20 protein-coding genes are annotated in these 21,783 nt (G+C 59.2%); 3 read left to right on the forward strand and 17 right to left on the reverse strand.

From position 1 onward, the window contains the following. Positions 1 to 111: 111 nt before the first annotated feature. The 15 genes from nuoF to ACM6IK_RS23195 form a co-directional block, all read right to left on the reverse strand. On the reverse strand, positions 112 to 1,467 hold the full coding sequence (gene nuoF, locus ACM6IK_RS23125; protein ID WP_414876157.1) for an NADH-quinone oxidoreductase subunit NuoF: 1,356 nt from the start codon (positions 1,465 to 1,467) through the stop codon (positions 112 to 114). Beyond that, the gene (nuoE, locus tag ACM6IK_RS23130) at positions 1,464 to 1,961 is read right to left on the reverse strand and encodes an NADH-quinone oxidoreductase subunit NuoE (protein WP_108217849.1); all 498 of its coding nucleotides are present in this window, start codon (positions 1,959 to 1,961) and stop codon (positions 1,464 to 1,466) included. Before nuoE ends, nuoF begins: the two co-directional genes overlap by 4 nt. 2 nt (positions 1,962 to 1,963) lie before the next feature. Further along, on the reverse strand, positions 1,964 to 3,748 hold the full coding sequence (gene nuoC / locus ACM6IK_RS23135) for an NADH-quinone oxidoreductase subunit C/D (RefSeq protein ID WP_414876158.1): 1,785 nt from the start codon (positions 3,746 to 3,748) through the stop codon (positions 1,964 to 1,966). A gap of 72 nt (positions 3,749 to 3,820) precedes the next feature. Beyond that, a complete protein-coding gene (locus ACM6IK_RS23140; RefSeq protein WP_007970441.1) occupies positions 3,821 to 4,495 on the reverse strand; it encodes a NuoB/complex I 20 kDa subunit family protein in 675 nt (224 codons plus the stop codon). A gap of 10 nt (positions 4,496 to 4,505) precedes the next feature. Next, a complete protein-coding gene (locus ACM6IK_RS23145) occupies positions 4,506 to 4,919 on the reverse strand; it encodes an NADH-quinone oxidoreductase subunit A (RefSeq protein WP_003223812.1) in 414 nt (137 codons plus the stop codon). 637 nt (positions 4,920 to 5,556) lie between these two features. Next, a complete protein-coding gene (aceA, locus tag ACM6IK_RS23150) occupies positions 5,557 to 6,882 on the reverse strand; it encodes an isocitrate lyase (RefSeq protein WP_046817165.1) in 1,326 nt (441 codons plus the stop codon). Between the two features lie 474 nt (positions 6,883 to 7,356). Further along, positions 7,357 to 8,118 carry a secretin N-terminal domain-containing protein gene (locus ACM6IK_RS23155; protein WP_414876159.1) on the reverse strand — a complete coding sequence of 254 codons (762 nt, stop codon included), beginning with the start codon at positions 8,116 to 8,118 and terminating at the stop codon, positions 7,357 to 7,359. A 302-nt stretch (positions 8,119 to 8,420) separates the two neighbouring features. Further along, on the reverse strand, positions 8,421 to 8,846 hold the full coding sequence (locus tag ACM6IK_RS23160; RefSeq protein WP_095966499.1) for a GNAT family N-acetyltransferase: 426 nt from the start codon (positions 8,844 to 8,846) through the stop codon (positions 8,421 to 8,423). After that, entirely contained in the window at positions 8,839 to 10,008 is a 1,170-nt protein-coding gene (locus tag ACM6IK_RS23165; protein ID WP_414876160.1) for a JmjC domain-containing protein, read from the reverse strand. The genes ACM6IK_RS23160 and ACM6IK_RS23165 overlap by 8 nt, the downstream gene beginning before the upstream one ends. A gap of 86 nt (positions 10,009 to 10,094) precedes the next feature. Next, entirely contained in the window at positions 10,095 to 11,465 is a 1,371-nt protein-coding gene (gene purB, locus ACM6IK_RS23170) for an adenylosuccinate lyase (protein ID WP_223444758.1), read from the reverse strand. Positions 11,466 to 11,589: 124 nt separating this feature from the next. Continuing rightward, a complete protein-coding gene (gene hflD / locus ACM6IK_RS23175; protein ID WP_108217855.1) occupies positions 11,590 to 12,213 on the reverse strand; it encodes a high frequency lysogenization protein HflD in 624 nt (207 codons plus the stop codon). Further along, entirely contained in the window at positions 12,210 to 13,343 is a 1,134-nt protein-coding gene (gene mnmA, locus ACM6IK_RS23180) for a tRNA 2-thiouridine(34) synthase MnmA (RefSeq protein ID WP_414876161.1), read from the reverse strand. The genes hflD and mnmA overlap by 4 nt, the downstream gene beginning before the upstream one ends. A 59-nt stretch (positions 13,344 to 13,402) precedes the next feature. After that, positions 13,403 to 13,849: an NUDIX hydrolase gene (locus ACM6IK_RS23185; protein ID WP_414876162.1), complete on the reverse strand. Its 447-nt coding sequence runs from the start codon at positions 13,847 to 13,849 to the stop codon at positions 13,403 to 13,405. Positions 13,850 to 14,065: 216 nt separating this feature from the next. After that, a complete protein-coding gene (locus tag ACM6IK_RS23190) occupies positions 14,066 to 16,291 on the reverse strand; it encodes an NADP-dependent isocitrate dehydrogenase (protein WP_414876163.1) in 2,226 nt (741 codons plus the stop codon). 339 nt (positions 16,292 to 16,630) lie between these two features. Continuing rightward, on the reverse strand, positions 16,631 to 16,798 hold the full coding sequence (locus ACM6IK_RS23195; protein WP_414876164.1) for a hypothetical protein: 168 nt from the start codon (positions 16,796 to 16,798) through the stop codon (positions 16,631 to 16,633). On the opposite strand from ACM6IK_RS23195, the gene icd reads away from it, so the two are divergent. Continuing rightward, positions 16,797 to 18,053: an NADP-dependent isocitrate dehydrogenase gene (gene icd / locus ACM6IK_RS23200; protein ID WP_057399856.1), complete on the forward strand. Its 1,257-nt coding sequence runs from the start codon at positions 16,797 to 16,799 to the stop codon at positions 18,051 to 18,053. The two genes, ACM6IK_RS23195 and icd, sit on opposite strands and share 2 nt — an antisense overlap. A gap of 80 nt (positions 18,054 to 18,133) precedes the next feature. Here the strand turns inward: icd and cspD are convergent, their stop codons facing one another. Then, the gene (gene cspD / locus ACM6IK_RS23205) at positions 18,134 to 18,388 is read right to left on the reverse strand and encodes a cold shock domain-containing protein CspD (protein ID WP_108217859.1); all 255 of its coding nucleotides are present in this window, start codon (positions 18,386 to 18,388) and stop codon (positions 18,134 to 18,136) included. A 224-nt stretch (positions 18,389 to 18,612) separates the two neighbouring features. Between cspD and clpS the strand changes: the two genes are divergently transcribed. Together clpS and clpA are read left to right on the forward strand one after the other, a co-directional pair. After that, positions 18,613 to 18,975, forward strand: coding sequence for an ATP-dependent Clp protease adapter ClpS (gene clpS, locus ACM6IK_RS23210; protein ID WP_032829596.1), 363 nt, complete (start codon positions 18,613 to 18,615; stop codon positions 18,973 to 18,975). A 30-nt stretch (positions 18,976 to 19,005) separates the two neighbouring features. After that, on the forward strand, positions 19,006 to 21,276 hold the full coding sequence (clpA, locus tag ACM6IK_RS23215) for an ATP-dependent Clp protease ATP-binding subunit ClpA (protein WP_414876165.1): 2,271 nt from the start codon (positions 19,006 to 19,008) through the stop codon (positions 21,274 to 21,276). A gap of 235 nt (positions 21,277 to 21,511) precedes the next feature. Here the strand turns inward: clpA and infA are convergent, their stop codons facing one another. Further along, on the reverse strand, positions 21,512 to 21,730 hold the full coding sequence (gene infA, locus ACM6IK_RS23220) for a translation initiation factor IF-1 (protein WP_002553999.1): 219 nt from the start codon (positions 21,728 to 21,730) through the stop codon (positions 21,512 to 21,514). Positions 21,731 to 21,783: the final 53 nt, after the last annotated feature.

Here is a 21,783-nt window from a genome sequence, read left to right on the forward strand (position 1 = left end):
GTCAGCGGGCGTGGCTAATGGAATCTTGTTATCCGCGTGAATCAACACAGCCGTTAAAGGCGTCATCACACGAAAAGCGAAGGGCACGGACCCTTCGCCTTTTTTAAGCGTTTACGCGCCGACCAGGATCGGCCTTGCCAGAGGCGGGACGGTGGCGCTGACAGGCGCGATACCGGCTTCGAACTCTGGACGGAAGTATTTGATTGCGCTGCCCAACGGCTCCACGGCGCCCGGTGCGTGAGCACAGAAGGTCTTGCCCGGGCCGAGGAAACCGACCAGACCCAGCAGGGTCTCGATGTCGCCGGCTTGCCCTTCACCGTTCTCGATCGCGCGCAGCAGCTTGACGCTCCATGGCAGACCGTCACGGCACGGAGTGCAGAAGCCACAGGACTCGCGGGAGAAGAACTCTTCCATGTTGCGCAGCAAAGACACCATGTTGACGCTGTCGTCCACCGCCATGGCCAGGCCGGTACCCATACGGGTGCCGACTTTGGCGATGCCGCCGGCGTACATTTGTGCGTCCAGGTGTTCCGGCAACAGGAAGCCGGTACCGGCGCCGCCAGGCTGCCAGCACTTGAGCTTGTAACCGTCGCGCATGCCGCCGGCGTAGTCTTCGAACAGCTCGCGACCGGTGACGCCGAACGGCAGTTCCCACAGGCCCGGATTCTTGACCTTGCCGGAGAAGCCCATGAGCTTGGTGCCCATGTCTTCGCTGCCTTCGCGAGCCAGCGATTTGTACCAGTCCACGCCGTCGGCAATGATTGCCGGGACGTTGCACAGGGTCTCGACGTTGTTCACGCAAGTCGGCTTGCCCCACACGCCAACGGCGGCCGGGAAGGGCGGCTTGGAGCGCGGGTTGGCGCGGCGGCCTTCGAGGGAGTTGATCAGCGCGGTTTCTTCACCGCAGATGTAACGCCCGGCGCCGGTGTGGACGAACAGCTCGAAATCAAAACCCGAACCCAGGATGTTCTTGCCCAGCAGGCCAGCAGCCTTGGCTTCTTCCACGGCACGGTTCAGGTGCCTGGCGGCGGTGGTGTACTCGCCACGCAGGAAGATGTAGCCACGGTAGGTTTTCAGGGCGCGGGCACTGATCAGCATGCCTTCGATCAGCAGATGGGGCAGTTGCTCCATCAGCATGCGGTCTTTCCAGGTGTTCGGCTCCATTTCATCCGCGTTGCACAGCAGGTAGCGGATGTTGATGGATTCGTCCTTGGGCATCAGGCCCCACTTAACGCCAGTGGGGAAGCCTGCACCGCCGCGACCCTTGAGGCCGGAATCTTTCACGGTCTGGACGATGTCGTCCTGGGCCATGTCGGCGAAGGCCTTGCGCGCAGCGGCATAACCGTTCTTGGCCTGGTACTCGTCGAGCCAGACGGCTTCGCCGTCGTCACGCAGACGCCAGGTGAGCGGGTGAGTCTCGGCCGAACGCTTGATGCGGTTGGCAGGACCGAAGGAAGTCAGGGTCATACGTAGCCCTCGAGCAATTTGGCAACGCCGGCTGGCTGCACATCACCGAAGGTGTCGTCGTCGATCATCAACGCCGGCGCCTTGTCGCAGTTGCCGAGGCAGCAGACCGGCAGCAGGGTGAAACGACCATCGGTGGTGGTCTGGCCCAGGCTGATGCCCAGCTTGCTCTGGATTTCGCTGACCACGGACTCGTGGCCGCCGATGTAGCAGACCATGCTGTCGCAGACGCGAATGATGTGGCGGCCGACCGGCTGACGGAAGATCTGGCTATAGAAAGTGGCCACACCTTCAACGTCGCTGGCCGGGATGCCGAGGATCTCGCCGATGGCGTACAAGGCGCCGTCCGGCACCCAGCCGCGTTCCTTCTGGACGATCTTCAGGGCTTCGATCGACGCCGCGCGCGGGTCTTCGTAGTGATGCAACTCGTGCTCGATGGCCGAGCGCTCGGTTTCACTCAAGGTGAAACGGTCTGTCTGGATAAGCGTGCTGTTCATGCTTAGCGGTCCACGTCGGCCATAACGAAATCGATACTACCCAGGTACGCAATCAAGTCCGCGACCATGCTGCCTTTGATCACCGAAGGGATCTGCTGCAGGTGCGGGAAGCTTGGGGTACGAATCCGGGTGCGGTAGCTCATGGTGCCGCCATCGCTCGTCAGGTAATAACTGTTGATGCCCTTGGTCGCTTCGATCATCTGGAAGGATTCGTTGGCCGGCATGACCGGGCCCCACGAAACTTGCAGGAAGTGCGTGATCAAGGTTTCGATGTGCTGCAGCGTGCGCTCTTTCGGCGGCGGCGTGGTCAGCGGGTGATCCGCCTTGTACGGGCCTTCCGGCATGTTGCGCAGGCACTGGTCGATGATCCTGATGCTCTGGCGCATCTCCTCGACACGCACGATGCAGCGGTCGTAGGCATCGCCATTGGCGGCCAGCGGCACTTCGAACTCGAAGTTCTCGTAGCCCGAGTACGGGCGCGCTTTACGCAGGTCGAAATCGCAACCGGTCGAACGCAGGCCTGCACCGGTGACCCCCCATTCCAGGGCCTCTTTGGTGTTGTAGTCGGCGACGCCGATGGTCCGGCCACGCAGGATGCTGTTGTCCAGTGCGGCTTTCTGGTATTCGTCCAGACGCTTGGGCATCCACTCGACGAAATCCTTGACCAGTTTTTCCCAGCCGCGCGGCAGGTCGTGGGCAACGCCACCGATGCGGTACCAGGCCGGGTGCAGGCGGAAACCGGTAATGGCTTCGATCACCGTGTACGCGCGCTGGCGGTCGGTGAAAGTGAAGAACACCGGGGTCATGGCACCGACGTCCTGGATGTAGGTACCCAGGAACAGCAGGTGGCTGGTGATCCGGAAGAACTCGGCCATCATGATGCGGATGACGTCGACCTTCTCCGGCACTTTGATGCCGGCCAGCTTCTCGACCGAGAGCACGTACGGCAGGTTGTTCATCACGCCGCCGAGGTAGTCGATACGGTCGGTGTACGGGATGAAGCTGTGCCAGGACTGACGCTCGGCCATTTTCTCGGCACCACGGTGGTGGTAGCCGACGTCCGGTACGCAGTCGACGATCTCTTCGCCGTCCAGCTGCAGGATGATGCGGAACGCACCGTGCGCGGAAGGGTGGTTCGGGCCGAGGTTGAGGAACATGTAGTCCTCGTTCGGGCCGGAACGCTTCATGCCCCAGTCTTCCGGCTTGAAGCGCGCGGACTCTTCCTCGAGCTGCTGCTTGGCCAGGTTCAGGGTGAACGGGTCGAACTCGGTGGCGCGGGCCGGGAAGTCCTTGCGCAGCGGGTGACCTTCCCAGGTCGGCGGCATCATGATGCGCGACAGGTGGGGGTGGCCTTTGAAGTCGATGCCGAACATGTCCCAGACTTCACGCTCGTACCAGTTGGCGTTCGGCCAGATGCTGGTGACGGTCGGCAAGCTGAGGTCGCTCTCGGACAAGGCGACCTTGATCATTACGTCACTATTACGTTCGATCGACATCAAGTGATAGAACACGGAGAACTCGACGCCGTTCGGCAGCCCTTGACGCTTGGTGCGCAGACGCTCATCCACGCCGTGCAGGTCATAGAGCATGACGTACGGCTTGGGCAGGTTACGCAGGAACGTCAGCACTTCGACGAGTCTGGCGCGGGCAACCCAAAGCACCGGCATGCCGGTGCGGGTCGGCTGGGCGGTGAACGCCTCCGGGCCAAAACGGTTGTTCAGTTCGACGACCACATCCTGGTCGTCTGCCTTGTAAGGCGGGATGTACAGAGCACTGCCTGTAGTCATGGTTATTTATCGCTTTCGGTCAACGTAAAGAATGAAGCCAGGTTCTCGTTCTTTTTAAGAAGCAGATCTGGATCAGACTTCGTCGGGGCTGCGCAGGTTGGTTACCTGAATACGCTGTTCGCGGCGCTTTTCCTTTTCGGAAGGCATCTCGGCGCGGTACACGCCTTGATCGCCAACGACCCAGGAAAGTGGGCGACGCTCCTGGCCAATCGACTCCTGCAACAGCATCAGGCCTTGCAGGAAAGCTTCAGGGCGGGGCGGGCAGCCAGGCACGTAGACGTCCACGGGCAGGAACTTGTCCACCCCTTGAACGACGGAGTAGATGTCGTACATGCCACCGGAGTTGGCGCACGAACCCATGGAGATGACCCATTTAGGCTCGAGCATTTGCTCGTAGAGACGCTGAATGATCGGCGCCATCTTGATGAAGCAGGTACCGGCGATAACCATGAAATCCGCCTGACGCGGCGATGCCCGGATAACCTCGGCGCCAAAGCGCGCGATGTCGTGGGGCGCCGTGAAGGCGGTGGTCATTTCCACGTAGCAGCACGAAAGACCGAAGTTATACGGCCACAGGGAGTTCTTGCGCCCCCAGTTGATCGTGCCGTTAAGCACGTCTTCGAGCTTGCCCATGAAAATGTTTTTGTGGACTTGATCTTCTAACGGATCGGAAACGGTTTCCCGCTGGCCAATCGGATACTGCTCGTTAGGAGCATCGGGGTCGATCCTGGTGAGATTGTATTGCATTGCCAAAGCCTCATTGTTTCAGCTTCGCTTGCCGCTTGCGCCGAGCTTCCGGAGCCCAGTCAAGGGCGCCCACTCGGAATAGGTAGACAAGGCCTGCCAACAGAATTGCTATGAAAACGAGAGCTTCGACGAATCCGGTCCAGCCGCTTTCGCGGACGGACACAGACCAGGCAAAGAGAAAGAGGGCTTCGATATCGAAGATCACGAAGAGCATCGCGACCAGATAGAATTTGGCTGAGAGCCGCAAGCGGGCGCCACCTGTAGGTAGCATGCCGGACTCGAACGGTTCGTTTTTGCTGCGGCCCCAGGCTTTTGACCCAAGGAGGCTGGAGACGCCCAGCATGAAGGCACAGAGGCCGACGACGCCTAGAAGGAAAATGGCAAAGCCCCAGTTATGGGCCATGAGTCCTGTCGCTTCGGGCATGCTGGTAATCCTTAACAGAGAGCAAAGGTCTCTGAGCTTGAAAAGAAACAAAAGCAGTGACGATATGTCGCAGCAATCAATCCCGCTGATTTTATGGCTAAACACCCGGCAAGTAAAATTCCTGTAGCGAAATTTATTATAGGAATAAGGACATAGCGAGCCTCAAAACTCCCACAGGCCTTGCGGCTCGGGCATTAGCCGGCATTTCGTCAATTATGTTTTGTAGGGAATGTAACGAACATAGTTGAGGCTAAATGATAATCAATATTGTTTGTGGTGGTTTTTAAACTGCTTGTCCTTCGGATACTCGGGAAGTTGTCTTATATGAGCGTTACTGCAAGTAGCGGCGGAGTGCGTTTTAGCGGATTTTTCTGACGCTGGTGGCGCTCTTGATCAATGATTTTCAAGTCGCCGCTTTCCCCTGTGGGAGCGAGCTTGCTCGCGATGGCGGCGTGTCAGGCACATCATCTTTGTCTGAAGGGTCGCTATCGCGAGCAAGCTCGCTCCCACAGGGTTTTGCAGTGTTTGTGAAATCGCAGGCAAAAAAACGCCCCGAACCAGTCGGGGCGTCAGATGTGCAGCGCTGCGGTTAGCTTTCTATCAGGCCCGCAACGGCTGTTGACTCAGGTCAGTCAGATCAGTGGAACTGTTCTTCTTCAGTCGAACCGGTCAGTGCGGTTACCGAAGACGAGCCACCCTGGATCACGGTGGTCATGTCGTCGAAGTAGCCGGTGCCCACTTCCTGCTGGTGCGCCACGAAGGTGTACCCCTTGGCGGCGTCAGCGAATTCCTGCTCTTGCAGCTTCACGTAGGCAGTCATGTCGTTGCGGGCGTAGTCGTGCGCCAGGTTGAACATGCTGTGCCACATGTTGTGAATGCCGGCCAGGGTGATGAACTGGTGCTTGTAGCCCATGGCGGACAGTTCGCGCTGGAACTTGGCGATGGTCGCGTCGTCCAGGTTTTTCTTCCAGTTGAAGGAAGGCGAGCAGTTGTACGACAGCAGTTGGTCCGGGTATTCCTTCTTGATCGCTTCAGCGAAGCGACGCGCCTCGTCCAGGTCTGGCTTGGCGGTTTCGCACCAGATCAGGTCGGCGTACGGAGCGTAGGCCAGGCCGCGAGCGATGGCCTGGTCGAGACCGGCGCGCACCTTGTAGAAACCTTCCTGGGTACGTTCGCCAGTCACGAACGGCTGGTCGTACGGGTCGCAGTCGGACGTCAGCAGGTCGGCGGCGTTGGCGTCGGTACGGGCCAGGATGATGGTCGGAGTACCGGCAACGTCAGCTGCCAGACGGGCAGCGGTCAGCTTCTGTACGGCTTCCTGGGTAGGAACCAGTACCTTGCCGCCCATGTGGCCGCATTTTTTCACGGAAGCCAGTTGGTCTTCGAAGTGAACGCCGGCGGCGCCTGCTTCGATCATGCTCTTCATCAGTTCGTAAGCGTTCAGAACGCCGCCGAAACCGGCTTCGGCGTCAGCCACGATCGGTGCGAAGTAGTCGATGTAGCCGTCATCGCCCGGGTTCTTGCCGGCTTTCCACTGGATCTGGTCGGCACGACGGAACGAGTTGTTGATGCGCTTGACCACGGTAGGAACCGAGTCCACCGGGTACAGCGACTGGTCCGGGTACATCGATTCGGCGGAGTTGTTGTCCGCAGCCACTTGCCAGCCCGACAGGTAGATCGCCTGGATACCGGCTTTGACTTGTTGTACAGCCTGGCCGCCGGTCAGGGCGCCCATGCAGTTGACGAAATCTTTCTCAGGACGGAAGGCCGGCTTGGCACCCTGGGTGACCAGGTTCCACAGCTTCTCGGCGCCCATTTTTGCAAAGGTGTGCTCAGGTTGAACCGAGCCACGCAGGCGGACGACGTCAGCAGCGGAGTAAGTGCGTGTCACGCCTTTCCAGCGCGGGTTTTCAGCCCAGTCTTTTTCGAGGGCTGCAATTTGCTGTTCGCGTGTCAGTGCCATGGGAGATAAACCTCGTCGCGTCTTTATGAAAAGTTGTTCTGCGGTGGAAAATTCCTGCGCTCGCTGACCAGAAGCTTAAGCGGTCAAGTCGGATTCGGCGGGGAGGGCGACGGGATGAACGATCGGCTCGAGGGGAAGTGAGCAGGTAAAGGCGAACTGCGGGCGCATTCGGGCGTCGTGGGCCTTGGTGCGAACATCAGTGTGGTGCCGGGTTACCTATTACGCTTCCGTCCCTCGGGACAACTTCGTTCCAGTCGACAACCTCGTCAAACACACCTTGTGGGCGGTACAGACACGAAGCGGTTCGCGGGGGTAGGTGCGAACATCGCCTCGAAGGCCCTTGCCAGGGCCTCTGATTAGCGGGAGCGAGGCCATCATGCCTTCGCTTTTTTGGCTCGTCAAACGTTTTGTAGTGCTTTTTTTGTGGCACTACATCTTTGGTCTAATACGACTCGTCAGTCAGTTTTTGGTGCTTTAGTCCAGGGTGTCGACTTTCACCCGCAAAGTCATGTCGTTGCGGCTCTGGGTCGAGTAGCTGCGGGTCAGGCCCTGTTTGTCGGCCTGGGTCTGGCCATTGACCCCGGCCAGCAGGATCCACTCACCGAGGTGGCCGGTGACGGTTGTGTCGGTGCTTTGTACATTCACTACATCGGGACGTTCCTGGCTCATGCGGTCACGGTTGGTACTGATCGACAAGTGAACGATGTCACCGGTGACGTTTGCGGTGACGTAGAAGCCCTGGGTGACGTTGCGGTATTCAGTCTGGTTGCGGTAGCCGCCATAGGAGTCGCTCTGGCTGCTGGTGATCGGTACGCTCTGGCCGACCTGGATCAGTGCTGGTGCGCCTTCGCTGGCCTGCACTTGCTGAATGCCGCCGTCGCGACTGTCGGTGCTGTAGTTGATGATGCGGGTCTGGCTGGGCTTGGCACCGTTCACCGAGTAACTCTGGTCGCCCTGGAAGTTGTTGTCGCTGGTGTCGACAGTGATCAGCAGGCGCTTGGGTGCTGTATCGAGTTGCGAAAGAAGGGCTTTAAGTTCGTCGATCTTGCGCTGATCGGCGTTGACGATCAGCTGATTGCCGTAGGCGCTGACCTGGCCGTCCTTGCCGACGAAGTCCTGCGCAACGGGCAGCATATCTGCGCTGGTGCGGTAGTTCAGTGGCACGATTTCGGTGGCTGCCAAGACCGAAAAACTGCAGGTCACCAGCAGCGTGGTGAGCAGGGTGCGTAGGGACATATCCGTTATCTCCGCCATTGTGATTTGTGTAGGAGCAGCCGGTCGACGCTCGATTGCTCGCGATGGACTTGAGAGCGCCGCGGGGTGTCAGACTTCACGCATTATCGTTGACGACCATCGCGAGCAATCGAGCGTCGACCGGCTGCTCCTACAAGTGTTGATATTGTCAGTTTGTCGGCCCGGGATGGGGCAAGTTGAATGGTAGACAGCAAAACGCCCCGGCATCGTGTGATATCGGGGCGTTCTGTGGTGTTTACATGCAGCTTTTGTGGCGAGGGGGCAAGCCCCCTCGCCACAAGGTATCAGGCTGAGTGCCGAACCATGTCCACATGCGGAATTCCGGCTTCCAGGAACTCCTCACTGACCATGTGAAAGCCCAGGCGCTCATAGAATGCCGTGGCTTGTACCTGGGCGCTGAGCATCTGCTGCTTCAAGCCGCGCTCTTCGGCTTCACCGATGACCGCTTGCATCAGCGCATCGCCGACTTTCAGGCCGCGCCAGTCCTTGAGTACCGACACCCGGCCGACGTGCCCATCGGGCAGCAAGCGGGCGGTGCCAATCGGAAAGTCGCCTTCGTAAGCGAGGAAATGCACTGCATCGATGTCATCGGCATCCCATTCCAGTTCTGGCGGAACGGATTGCTCGGCGACGAACACCGCTTCACGAATGCGCCGGATCTCGGCGTTATCCTTTTGCCAGTCTGCGACACGTACGTGAATCTTATTCATCGGCAAACCCCAGGCTTCCTTGCTTGACCAGTTCGCACAGCAGGCCGCGGCCGTCTTCGTCGCTCAGCCATTCGCCAAGGTTATCGGCGTGCAGCGAGTCGGCGGCGCAGATCATCTTCAGCAGTTCGCGCAGTTTGCCCGGCAGATAACGGCTCTGGCCGCTGGCGAACAGCAGCAGGTCGTCATCGACTTCGGACCACGCCAGGCGTGCGCTCGGGTTGCGAATCAGGATCGCGCCTTGCTCCAGGGCGGACATGAAGTCCTCTTCTTCGACGTCTTCTGGGCCCACCACCAGTTCCGGGTAGCGTGGCTCGGTCATGAACTGGCCGAACCAGGTCAGCAGCAGGCGCTCGTCGCTCATGTGCTCGGCCAGCAGGCCTTTCAAGCGGTCGAGTGCGTCGCGCTGGATCTGGTGAGGGTCGGCAGTCGGCACGGCGTCGGCGTCGGTGTAGCGTTCTTCGTCCGACAGGAACTGGCTGAGGAAGTCAGTGAAGTGGGTCAGCACTTCAGCGGCGCTTGGTGCGCGGAAACCGACGGAGTAGGTCATGCACTCATCAACGGCGACGCCGCAATGGGCCAGGCGTGGCGGCAGGTAGAGCATGTCGCCCGGTTCCAGCACCCATTCGTCGGTGGCTTCGAATTCGGAGAGGATCCGCAGGTCGGCGTGGGTCAGCATCGGGCTCTCGGTGTTGCACATCTGGCCGATCTTCCAGTTGCGCTTGCCGTGGCCTTGCAGCAGGAACACGTCGTAGTTGTCGAAGTGCGGACCAACGCTGCCACCCGGCGCGGCGTAGCTGATCATCACGTCGTCGATGCGCCAGCTCGGCAGAAAGCGGAAGTTTTCCAGCAGTTCGCTGACTTCCGGGACGAACTGATCCACGGCTTGCACCAGCAGGGTCCAGTCGGTTTCAGGCAGCTTGCTGAATTCATCTTCGGCGAACGGGCCGCGACGCAGTTCCCATGGGCGCTCGCCATTCTCGATGATCAGTCGCGATTCGACTTCTTCTTCCAGCGCCAGGCCGGCCAGTTCGTCGGCGTCGATCGGGCTTTCGAAATCAGGAATGGCCTGACGGATCAACAGCGGCTTTTTCTGCCAGTAGTCGCGCAGGAATTCCCGTGCCGTGATGCCACCCAGAAGTTGAAGAGGAATATCAGGATTCATGTGTAACCTATTGAAAAAATGCACTTTTCAGACGGGAATAAAAACGCCCGGCGCGGCCGGGCGTCTTAAAGGGGTCGAGCGGTCGATCAGATACGCTTGGCTTGCTCTACAGCGTTGCCGATGTAGTTGGCCGGGGTGAGCAGTTTCAGCTCAGCCTTGGCGGCGGCTGGCATGTCCAGGCCGTCGATGAAAGTCTGCAGCGCTTCAGGGCTGATGCCCTTGCCGCGGGTCAGTTCTTTCAGTTTTTCGTACGGGTTTTCGATGTTGTAGCGACGCATCACGGTCTGGATCGGCTCGGCCAACACTTCCCAGCAAGCGTTCAGGTCAGCGGCAATCTTCTGCTCGTTGAGCTCCAGTTTGCTGATGCCTTTCAGGCTGGCTTCGTACGCGATCACGCTGTGGGCGAAGCCGACACCGAGGTTGCGCAGTACGGTGGAGTCGGTCAGGTCGCGCTGCCAGCGGGAGATTGGCAGCTTGCTCGCCAGGTGTTGGAACAGTGCGTTGGCGATGCCCAGGTTGCCTTCGGAGTTCTCGAAGTCGATCGGGTTGACTTTGTGCGGCATGGTCGACGAGCCGATTTCGCCAGCGATGGTGCGCTGCTTGAAATAACCCAGGGAGATATAGCCCCAGATGTCGCGGTCGAAGTCGATCAGGATGGTGTTGAAGCGCGCGATCGCGTCGAACAGCTCGGCAATGTAGTCGTGCGGTTCGATCTGCGTGGTGTAGGGGTTGAAGCCCAGGCCCAGCTCGTCTTCGATGAAGGCGCGGGCGTTGGCTTCCCAGTCGATCTCGGGGTAGGCCGACAAGTGGGCGTTGTAGTTGCCGACAGCGCCGTTGATCTTGCCCAGCAGCGGAACGGCAGCGACTTGAGCGATCTGGCGCTCCAGGCGGTAAACCACGTTCGCCAGTTCTTTGCCCAGGGTGGTCGGCGAGGCCGGTTGACCGTGGGTGCGCGACAGCATCGGTACGTCGGCGAAGCGGATCGCCAGTTCGCGGATGGCGTTGGCGGTCTGGCGCATCAACGGCAGCATCACGTCATCACGGCCTTCGCGCAGCATCAGGGCGTGGGACAGGTTGTTGATGTCCTCGCTGGTGCAGGCAAAGTGGATGAACTCGCTGACCTTGGCCAGTTCCGGCAGCTTGGCCGCTTGCTCTTTGAGCAGGTATTCGATGGCCTTGACGTCGTGGTTGGTGGTGCGCTCGATCTCTTTGACGCGCTCGGCGTGCTCCAGAGAGAAATTTTCCGCCAGGGTGTTGAGCACTGCGTTGGCTTCGGCGGAGAACGCCGGCACTTCGCTGATGGCAGGGTGAGCGGCCAGGCGCTGGAGCCAGCGCACTTCAACCAGAACGCGGGCACGGATCAGGCCGTACTCGCTGAAAATCGGGCGCAGGGCCTGGGTTTTGCCGGCGTAGCGGCCGTCAACAGGGGAAACCGCAGTGAGCGAAGAGAGCTGCATGGGGTGTTCTCGGACAGTCGGGCAACGAAATGGGGCGCGTATCATACATGAAAAAATCCGCCGGTCCGTCGCCAACTGACCGGCGTATTACGCGTATTGCTGAGTTCGGTGCTGTCGATGCGGGTTATTCGTTACGCATCAACGGGTAAAGCTCTTTGAGCAATTTGCGGCGGCTGATCACCAGCTGCCAGCGATGACCGCCCAATTGCCGCCACAGGCGGGCCGAACGGATGCCGGCCAGTAGCAGGGCACGAATTTTCGAGGCATTGCTCGGTTGTTGCAGGTTGCGCATGTCGCCGTGCACCTGGATGCGTTGGCGCAGGGTGCTCAGGGTGTCCTGATACAGCGCCCCGCAGGCGGCGATCACGTTTTCGTGGGCCGGGCCGAAGTGTTCGACCTGGGACTGGATCTGCGGCAGACGCTTGCCGATCACGTCGAGCATGTCGTTGCGCTTGGCCAGCTGACGCTCAAGGCCGAGCATGGCCAGGGCGTAACGCAGCGGTTCGCGCTGCAGGGCGCTCGGGTCGCGTTCGAGGGCACCGATCAGCGCGCGGTAGCCTTCACGCAGGTTGATGTCGTCGCCGCCGTAGACTTCCAGGGTGTCCTTGGGGTCGCGGATCAGCAGGCTACCGAGCATGCAGGTCAGTCCGGCTTCGTTGGTCTGGCCAGACTTGGCAATCCTGTCCACCAGCACGGCGGCGAGAAACACACCGCCCAGTGCTGTCAGTTGCTCCTGAATCGGGTTCATAGGGCCTGGCCCTTGCTCGTCCACGGCTGCGCTACTTCAATCACGCCGCCGCCGAGGCAGATTTCACCGTCGTAGAACACCACGGACTGGCCCGGAGTGACCGCGCGTTGCGGATCATCGAAGGTTGCGCGATAACCCGTGGCGGTTTTTTCCAGGATGCACGGCTGGTCGCTCTGGCGATAACGAACCTTGGCGGTCAGCTTGCGTGGCTGGCTCAGATCGATCGGGTTGACCCAGTAGATATCGGAAGCGAGCAGGGCGCGGGAGAACAACCACGGATGATCGTTGCCCTGGCCAACGATAAGCTCGTTGTGTTCCAGGTCCTTGATCAGCACGTACCACGGCTCATCGCTGGCATCTTTCAGTCCGCCAATGCCCAGGCCCTGGCGCTGGCCGATGGTGTGGTACATCAGGCCGTGGTGATGGCCGATGACTTCACCTTCGGTGGTCTTGATCTCGCCCGGTTGCGCTGGCAGGTACTGCTTGAGGAAGTCGCTGAAGCGGCGCTCGCCGATAAAGCAGATCCCGGTGGAATCCTTTTTCTTCGCGGTCGCCAGCTCGTATTTCTCGGCAATGGCGCGCACTTGCGGTTTTTCCAGCTCGCCGACCGGGAACAGGGTCTTGGCGATCTGTTCGCCGCCGACGGCGTGCAGGAAGTAGCTCTGGTCCTTGTTCGGGTCCAGGCCCTTGAGCAGTTCGGTGCGGCCGTCGATGTCGCGGCGACGCACGTAGTGACCGGTGGCGATCAGGTCGGCGCCGAGCATCATGGCGTAGTCGAGGAACGCCTTGAACTTGATTTCACGGTTGCACAGGATGTCCGGGTTCGGCGTGCGTCCGGCCTTGTATTCGGCCAGGAAATGCTCGAACACGTTGTCCCAGTACTCGGCGGCGAAGTTGGCGGTGTGCAGCTTGATGCCAATCTTGTCGCACACAGCCTGGGCGTCCGCCAGGTCATCCATGGCGGTGCAGTATTCGGTTCCATCGTCCTCTTCCCAGTTCTTCATGAACAGGCCTTCCACCTCATAGCCCTGCTCGATCAGCAGGAGGGCGGAAACGGAGGAGTCCACGCCGCCGGACATGCCGACAATGACGCGCTTCTTTTGTGTGTCAGAAGGGGCTGGATCACGCATAGGGATTCAATGGGTGTCTTGAAAAAGGACGCGATTCTATCAGGCTCGGGGCCGCATGGCTAAAGAGAAGGACGGATCAGTTCAAGGCTGAAGCGAATGCCTGCCAGATAGTCGTCGATGCAGCGGATGATCAGCTCGCTGCGCCAGTTGTCGCGCTGCTCGATTAACTCCTCGCGGGTCAACCACTTGGCGCCGACGATGCCGTCGTCCAGTTGATAATCCGCGTGGTGTTTCAGTGGTTTGGCGATGAAGCAGACCCGCTGGTACGTCACGCCGTTGCTCGGGGCGGTGTAAAGGTAGATGCCCAGTACGCCGGTTGCTTCGACGTCCCAGCCGGTTTCCTCGAGGGTTTCGCGTACGGCGGCTTCGGTCAGGGTTTCGTTCGGGTCCAGATGACCGGCGGGTTGGTTGAGCACCACCCGTCCGTGCTTGAGTTCCTCGACCATCAGGAAACGGCCGTTGTCTTCGACAATGGTGGCGACGGTGATGTGGGGTTTCCAGTCCATCAGTTTTCCCTCGAATTTGAATGTTGAAACACTACCCCTGTGGGAGCGAGCTTGCTCGCGATGGCGGCGAGTCAGTCACCATGGGTGTTGGATGATATACCGCTATCGCGAGCAAGCTCGCTCCCACAGGGTCTGTGTGTTTATTCGGTATTGTGTGAGGCCCGGAAAACACAAACCCCGGCACAAGGCCGGGGTTTGTGATGTTCCCTTACAACCTTACACCAGCGCAGCTACCGCCGCGTTGAAGGTTGCGCTTGGGCGCATGGCCTTGCTGATCAGCTCGGCGTCGGCGTGGTAGTAACCGCCGATGTCTACTGGCTTGCCCTGAACGGCGTTGAGTTCGGCAACGATGGTCGCCTCGTTCTCGGTCAGGGTCTTGGCCAGGGTCGCGAACTGCGCTTGCAGTGCAGCGTCTTCGGTCTGGGCAGCCAGGGCTTGAGCCCAGTACAGTGCCAGGTAGAAGTGGCTGCCACGGTTGTCGATGTTGCCGACTTTGCGCGATGGCGACTTGTTGTTGTCCAGGAACTGGCCGGTGGCCTGGTCCAGGGTCTTGGCCAGCACCAGCGCCTTGGGATTGTTGTAGGTCACGCCCAGGTGTTCCAGGGACGCGGCCAGGGCCAGGAATTCACCCAGCGAATCCCAGCGCAGGAAGTTTTCTTCCAGCAGTTGCTGAACGTGCTTCGGAGCCGAACCGCCAGCGCCGGTTTCGAACAGGCCACCGCCGTTCATCAGCGGCACGATCGACAGCATCTTGGCGCTGGTGCCCAGTTCCATGATCGGGAACAGGTCGGTCAGGTAGTCACGCAGTACGTTGCCGGTCACCGAAATGGTGTCTTTGCCTTCGCGGGTGCGCTGCAGGGTGTACTTCATCGCGTCGACCGGGGCCATGATCTGGATGTCCAGACCGGCAGTGTCGTGATCCTTCAGGTAAGCCTGAACTTTCTCGATCACCACGCCGTCGTGGGCGCGCATCGGGTCCAGCCAGAAGATCGCCGGGGTCGCGCTTGCGCGAGCACGGTTGACGGCCAGTTTGACCCAGTCCTGGACCGGTGCGTCTTTGGTCTGGCACATGCGGAAGATGTCGCCGGCTTCAACAGCCTGTTCCATCAGCAGGGTGCCCTTGCTGTCGGTGACGCGAACCACGCCGTCAGCCTTGATCTGGAAAGTCTTGTCGTGGGAGCCGTACTCTTCGGCTTTCTTCGCCATCAGGCCAACGTTCGGCACGCTGCCCATGGTGGTCGGATCGAACGCACCGTTGGCTTTGCAATCTTCGATCACAGCCTGGTAGATGGTGGCGTAGCAGCGATCCGGGATCACGGCCTTGGTGTCGTGCAGCTGGCCGTCGGTGCCCCACATTTTACCGGAGTCACGGATCATTGCCGGCATCGAGGCGTCGACGATCACGTCGCTCGGTACGTGCAGGTTGGTGATGCCTTTGTCGGAGTTGACCATCGCCAGGGAAGGGCGAGCGGCGTAGACCGCCTGGATGTCAGCTTCGATGGCTGCTTGCTGTTCAGCAGGCAGGGCCTTGATGCGAGCGTACAAGTCGCCGATGCCGTTGTTCAGGTTGAAGCCGATCTGTGCCAGCACGTCAGCGTGCTTGGTCAGTGCGTCTTTATAGAACTCGGCAACGATCTGGCCGAACATGATCGGGTCGGAGACCTTCATCATGGTGGCTTTCAAGTGAACCGACAGCAACACGCCTTGTGCCTTGGCGTCTTCGATTTCGGCCGCGATGAAGCTGCGCAGGGCGTTTTTGCTCAATACCGCGCAATCGAGGATCTCACCGGCTTGTACGCTGGTCTTTTCTTTCAGGACGGTGGCGGTGCCGTCTTGAGCGATCAGTTCGATTTTCACGGCGTCAGCGGCGTCGATCAGGGCGGCTTTTTCGCTGCCGTAGAAATCGCCGGTGTTCATGTGCGCGATGTGGGACTTGGAGTCCTTGGCCCACGCGCCCATTTTGTGCGGGTGCTTGCGTGCGTAGTTCTTGACCGACAGCGGCGCGCGACGGTCGGAGTTGCCTTCACGCAGAACCGGGTTCACGGCGCTGCCCTTGATCTTGTCGTAACGCGCCTTGGCTTCTTTGTCGGCGTCGCTGGTGACGGTCTCAGGGTAGTCCGGCAGTGCAAAGCCCTGGGCTTGCAGCTCTTTGATCGCGGCTTGCAGTTGTGGAACCGAGGCGCTGATGTTCGGCAATTTGATGATGTTGGCTTCAGGCGTAACGGCCAGGGCGCCCAGTTCGGCGAGGTGGTCGGCTACGGCTTTGTCGCCCAGTTGCTCGGGGAAGCTGGCCAGGATGCGCCCTGCAAGAGAGATATCGCGGGTTTCAACGGCGATATCAGCCGAGGCGGTGAACGCCTCTACGATAGGCAACAGTGAATAGGTGGCGAGGGCAGGAGCTTCGTCGGTGAAGGTATAGATGATCTTCGAGCGGGTGGGCATATTCGGATTAACTCTCTCTTCTTTGCTAAAGCGTGCGCAGAAACTCGAGGGCGCCGGGTAAGCGCGTTCGTTCAAAGTCATCCATGAGCCGAATATCGAGGTTTCGTTGCTGTGATGTTGGGTGCATCAGTAGGGCGTCAAGTGGCCGGACTGCGATAACAGGCCGGCTTTGGGCGCAAACGCCCGTCGCTTTTCATCAAGCGGCAGGCTGTTTTACCCGTCGTGACCCTTTGGTCAGCGGCGGCATTATACATAGGTAGCTGGCAATCTGCTGATGGTTCATACGCAACGAATGTCGTCCATTGGTCTAAAGGTCGCAGGGGCGAACAGGGCGTAAGGTCACTCGTCGTGCTTGAGTTTGGCGCTTTTCCCTTTGCTTTCAGGCTTGTAGCTCGCCAGATGCAAGGCTTTGCCACAGATGGGCGGAACATAGGGTTTGCGCGCCGATTCAACTGGGTTACGCTCGAACCAAGCCAGATGTTCAATCCAATCAATGGAGTTCAGCATGGGTTACAAGAAGATTCAGGTTCCAGCCGTCGGCGACAAAATCACCGTCAATGCAGACCATTCTCTCAATGTTCCTAATAACCCGATCATCCCCTTCATCGAAGGCGACGGCATTGGGGTCGACATCAGCCCGGTCATGATCAAGGTTGTCGATGCTGCTGTTAAGAAGGCTTACGGTGGCGAGCGCAAGATTTCCTGGATGGAAGTGTACGCCGGGGAGAAAGCGACTCAGGTTTACGATCAGGACACCTGGCTGCCTCAGGAAACCCTGGACGCGGTCAAGGACTACGTGGTTTCCATCAAGGGCCCGCTGACCACGCCGGTCGGTGGCGGCATCCGTTCCCTGAACGTGGCCCTGCGTCAGCAACTCGACCTGTACGTCTGCCTGCGCCCGGTGCGCTGGTTCGAAGGCGTGCCTAGCCCGGTCAAGAAGCCAGGCGATGTCGACATGACCATCTTCCGCGAGAACTCCGAAGACATCTACGCCGGCATCGAGTGGAAGGCCGGTACGCCGGAAGCCACCAAGGTCATCAAGTTCCTCAAAGAAGAAATGGGCGTGACCAAGATCCGTTTCGACGAGAACTGCGGCATCGGCGTCAAGCCGGTATCCCTGCAAGGCACCAAGCGTCTGGCGCGCAAGGCCCTGCAATATGTGGTCGACAACGACCGCGATTCGCTGACCATCGTGCACAAGGGCAACATCATGAAGTTCACCGAAGGTGCCTTCAAGGAATGGGCCTACGAAGTGGCGGCTGAAGAGTTCGGCGCGACCCTGCTCGACGGCGGTCCGTGGATGCAGTTCAAGAACCCGAAAACCGGCAAGAACGTTGTCGTCAAGGATGCCATTGCCGACGCCATGCTCCAGCAGATCCTGCTGCGCCCGGCCGAGTACGATGTGATCGCGACCCTGAACCTGAACGGCGACTACCTCTCCGACGCCCTGGCGGCGGAAGTGGGCGGTATCGGTATCGCGCCGGGTGCCAACCTGTCCGACACCGTGGCCATGTTCGAGGCCACCCACGGTACGGCACCGAAGTACGCCGGCAAGGACCAGGTCAACCCGGGCTCGCTGATCCTCTCCGCTGAGATGATGCTGCGCCACATGGGCTGGACCGAAGCCGCCGACCTGATCATCAAGGGCACCAACGGCGCGATTTCCGCCAAGACCGTGACCTATGACTTCGAACGTCTGATGGAAGGTGCGAAGCTGGTGTCGTCTTCCGGTTTTGGTGATGCGCTGATCTCGCACATGTAAGAAAACGCAGGCACACAAAAACCGCCTGATTCAAGTATTTGAGTCAGGCGGTTTTTTTATGGCGGGTTGACGGTGCGGCGTTAAACCGTAACGGTCTGTTCAATGATGGGTGTGGTGGCCTTCGAAGCATCCACAGGGTTGCCGATGTTGACCGCGTGCAGGCCTTTGGGGCCCTGGATGATGTCGAATACGACAGCTTGCCCGGCTTTCAGGGTTTTATAACCATCCATTTTAATGGCTGAGTAGTGGGCAAACAGATCTTCTGTCTTGCCTTCCTCGTTGATGAATCCGTAACCCTTGGCGTTGTTGAACCACTTCACCTTGCCGACAGCCATACCCAACTCCCTCTGCAACAGACTCCATCACTGGAGTATCATCCAGTACATCCGCAGTCGAATCTGTAAATAAGATTGACTCCGCGGACCTTTTTTACCCACTGTGGGCTCTATTGTTTGTAACACCGTTTTGCCGATAGTCAAGCTGACCGGGCAGTCGGAGTTGAAAACGCTGATAGCCGCCCCCACCACTGTATTTGAACAACTGACGAACCTTTCTTTCCATGCATGCAATCAGCCAGATTCGACTAACATTCAATCAGGATCGCCCTGATTTACACGACGACGATTCCACGGGCATTGCTGTTCAGGAGGCAAAGCCTGCACTACAGGCGCCGCCGATGTACAAGGTGGTTTTGTTCAACGATGACTACACACCGATGGATTTCGTCGTCGAAGTGCTCGAGGTGTTTTTTAACCTGAATCGCGAGCTGGCGACCAAGGTCATGCTGGCCGTCCACACAGAAGGGCGGGCAGTATGTGGAGTGTTTACCCGCGACATCGCCGAGACCAAGGCCATGCAGGTCAACCAGTACGCCAGGGAAAGCCAGCATCCGCTACTCTGTGAAATCGAGAAGGACGGTTAATCGCCGACCACTTGGGTATGAGGTGAAGCTATGTTAAACCGCGAGCTCGAAGTCACCCTCAATCTTGCCTTCAAGGAAGCCCGTTCGAAGCGTCATGAATTCATGACCGTCGAACACCTCTTGCTGGCCCTATTGGACAATGAGGCTGCCGCCACCGTTTTGCGTGCATGTGGCGCAAACCTCGACAAACTCAAGCATGACCTGCAGGAGTTCATCGACTCCACCACGCCATTGATCCCCGTGCATGACGAGGATCGCGAAACCCAGCCAACCCTGGGCTTCCAGCGTGTCCTGCAGCGTGCTGTGTTTCACGTACAGAGCTCGGGCAAACGCGAAGTGACCGGTGCCAACGTGCTGGTCGCGATCTTCAGTGAGCAAGAGAGTCAGGCAGTGTTCCTGCTGAAACAGCAGAGCGTTGCCCGTATAGATGTCGTCAACTACATCGCCCACGGCATTTCCAAGGTGCCGGGGCATGGCGATCACTCTGAAGGTGAGCAAGATATGCAGGACGACGAGGGTGGTGAGTCTTCTTCCTCGGGTAATCCCCTGGATGCTTATGCCAGCAACCTCAATGAGCTGGCGCGCCAGGGTCGTATCGATCCGTTGGTGGGGCGTGAGCTGGAGGTCGAGCGTGTCGCGCAGATCCTCGCGCGTCGGCGCAAAAACAATCCGCTGCTGGTGGGCGAGGCGGGCGTGGGTAAAACCGCGATTGCCGAAGGCCTGGCCAAACGCATTGTCGACAACCAGGTGCCGGACCTGCTGGCCAGCAGCGTGGTTTACTCCCTTGACCTGGGTGCCTTGCTGGCCGGTACCAAGTATCGTGGCGATTTCGAGAAGCGCTTCAAGGCGTTGCTCAATGAGCTGAAAAAACGTCCACAGGCGATCCTGTTCATCGACGAGATCCACACCATCATTGGTGCGGGTGCCGCGTCCGGTGGTGTCATGGATGCCTCGAACCTGCTCAAGCCGCTGCTGTCGTCCGGTGATATCCGTTGCATCGGTTCGACCACCTTCCAGGAGTTCCGCGGCATCTTCGAGAAGGACCGTGCCTTGGCCCGGCGCTTCCAGAAGGTCGATGTGTCGGAGCCTTCCGTGGAAGACACCATTGGCATTCTGCGCGGGCTGAAGGGGCGTTTCGAGCTTCATCACAATATCGAATACAGTGATGAAGCCCTGCGCGCGGCTGCCGAGCTGGCTTCGCGTTACATCAATGATCGGCACATGCCGGACAAGGCCATCGATGTCATTGATGAGGCGGGTGCCTATCAGCGTCTGCAGCCGGTGGAAATGCGCGTTAAACGCATCGAAGTGCCTCAGGTCGAGGACATCGTTGCGAAGATTGCACGGATTCCGCCAAAACACGTCACCAGCTCCGATAAAGAGCTGCTGCGTAACCTCGAGCGTGACCTGAAATTGACCGTGTTCGGTCAGGATGCCGCGATCGATTCGCTGGCTACCGCGATCAAACTGTCCCGTGCCGGCCTCAAATCCCCTGACAAGCCTGTCGGTTCGTTCCTGTTCGCAGGGCCGACCGGTGTCGGTAAAACCGAAGCGGCACGTCAGTTGGCCAAGGCGTTGGGCGTCGAGCTGATTCGCTTCGACATGTCCGAATACATGGAGCGCCACACCGTATCGCGTCTGATCGGTGCGCCTCCAGGGTATGTCGGGTTCGATCAGGGTGGTCTGCTGACCGAAGCCATCACCAAGCAGCCACACTGTGTGCTGTTGCTCGATGAGATCGAGAAGGCGCATCCGGAAGTCTTCAACCTGCTGTTGCAGGTCATGGATCACGGTACGTTGACCGATAACAATGGGCGCAAGGCGGATTTCCGTAACGTGATCGTCATCATGACGACCAACGCCGGTGCCGAGACTGCAGCCCGCGCTTCGATCGGCTTCACCTATCAGGATCACTCTTCCGATGCGATGGAAGTGATCAAGAAGAGCTTCACGCCGGAATTCCGCAATCGTCTGGACACCATCATCCAGTTTGGTCGCCTCAGTCATGAGGTCATCAAGAGCGTGGTGGACAAGTTCCTTACCGAGCTTCAGGCGCAGTTGGAAGACAAGCGTGTGTTGCTGGAAGTCACCGATGCAGCCCGCAGCTGGCTGGCCGAAAGTGGTTACGACGCGGCGATGGGTGCTCGCCCAATGGCTCGCCTGATCCAGGACAAGATCAAGCGTCCGCTGGCGGAGGAGATTCTCTTTGGCGAACTGGCCGAACATGGCGGTGTGGTGCACATCGACATCAAGGACGGCGAGCTGACCTTCGAGTTCGAGACCACGGCCGAAATGGCCTGACGTTCAGAAGCAAAACAAAAAGGCGCCGAGAGGCGCTTTTTTGTTGTCTGCAAAATGCACATCAAAACCTGTGGGAGCGAGCTTGCTCGCGATAGCGGTGCATCAGCTTGCATCAATGTTGGATCAGCTGACGCCATCGCGAGCAAGCTCGCTCCCACAGGGTTTTGTGTTGTGGTCGCTAATCGCAGACAAACAAAAACGCCCGGCATAAGCCGGGCGTCTTGTATTGACCTGATTAGCGAGCGCGGTAAGTGATGCGCCCTTTGCTCAAGTCATAGGGCGTCAGCTCGACGCGCACTTTGTCGCCGGTAAGAATACGGATGTAATTCTTGCGCATCTTGCCGGAGATGTGCGCGGTTACGACGTGCCCATTTTCCAACTCCACACGAAACATGGTGTTGGGCAGGGTGTCGACGACAGTGCCTTCCATTTCGAAGCTGTCTTCTTTCGACATGCAGTAAAGCCCTCGGTGTCCAATGAATGGCCCGGTGCAACTGCGCCAGGCAA

The sequence above is a fragment of the Pseudomonas sp. IT-196MI5 genome (genome assembly GCF_949767415.1).
Classification (GTDB): Bacteria; Pseudomonadota; Gammaproteobacteria; order Pseudomonadales; family Pseudomonadaceae; genus Aquipseudomonas.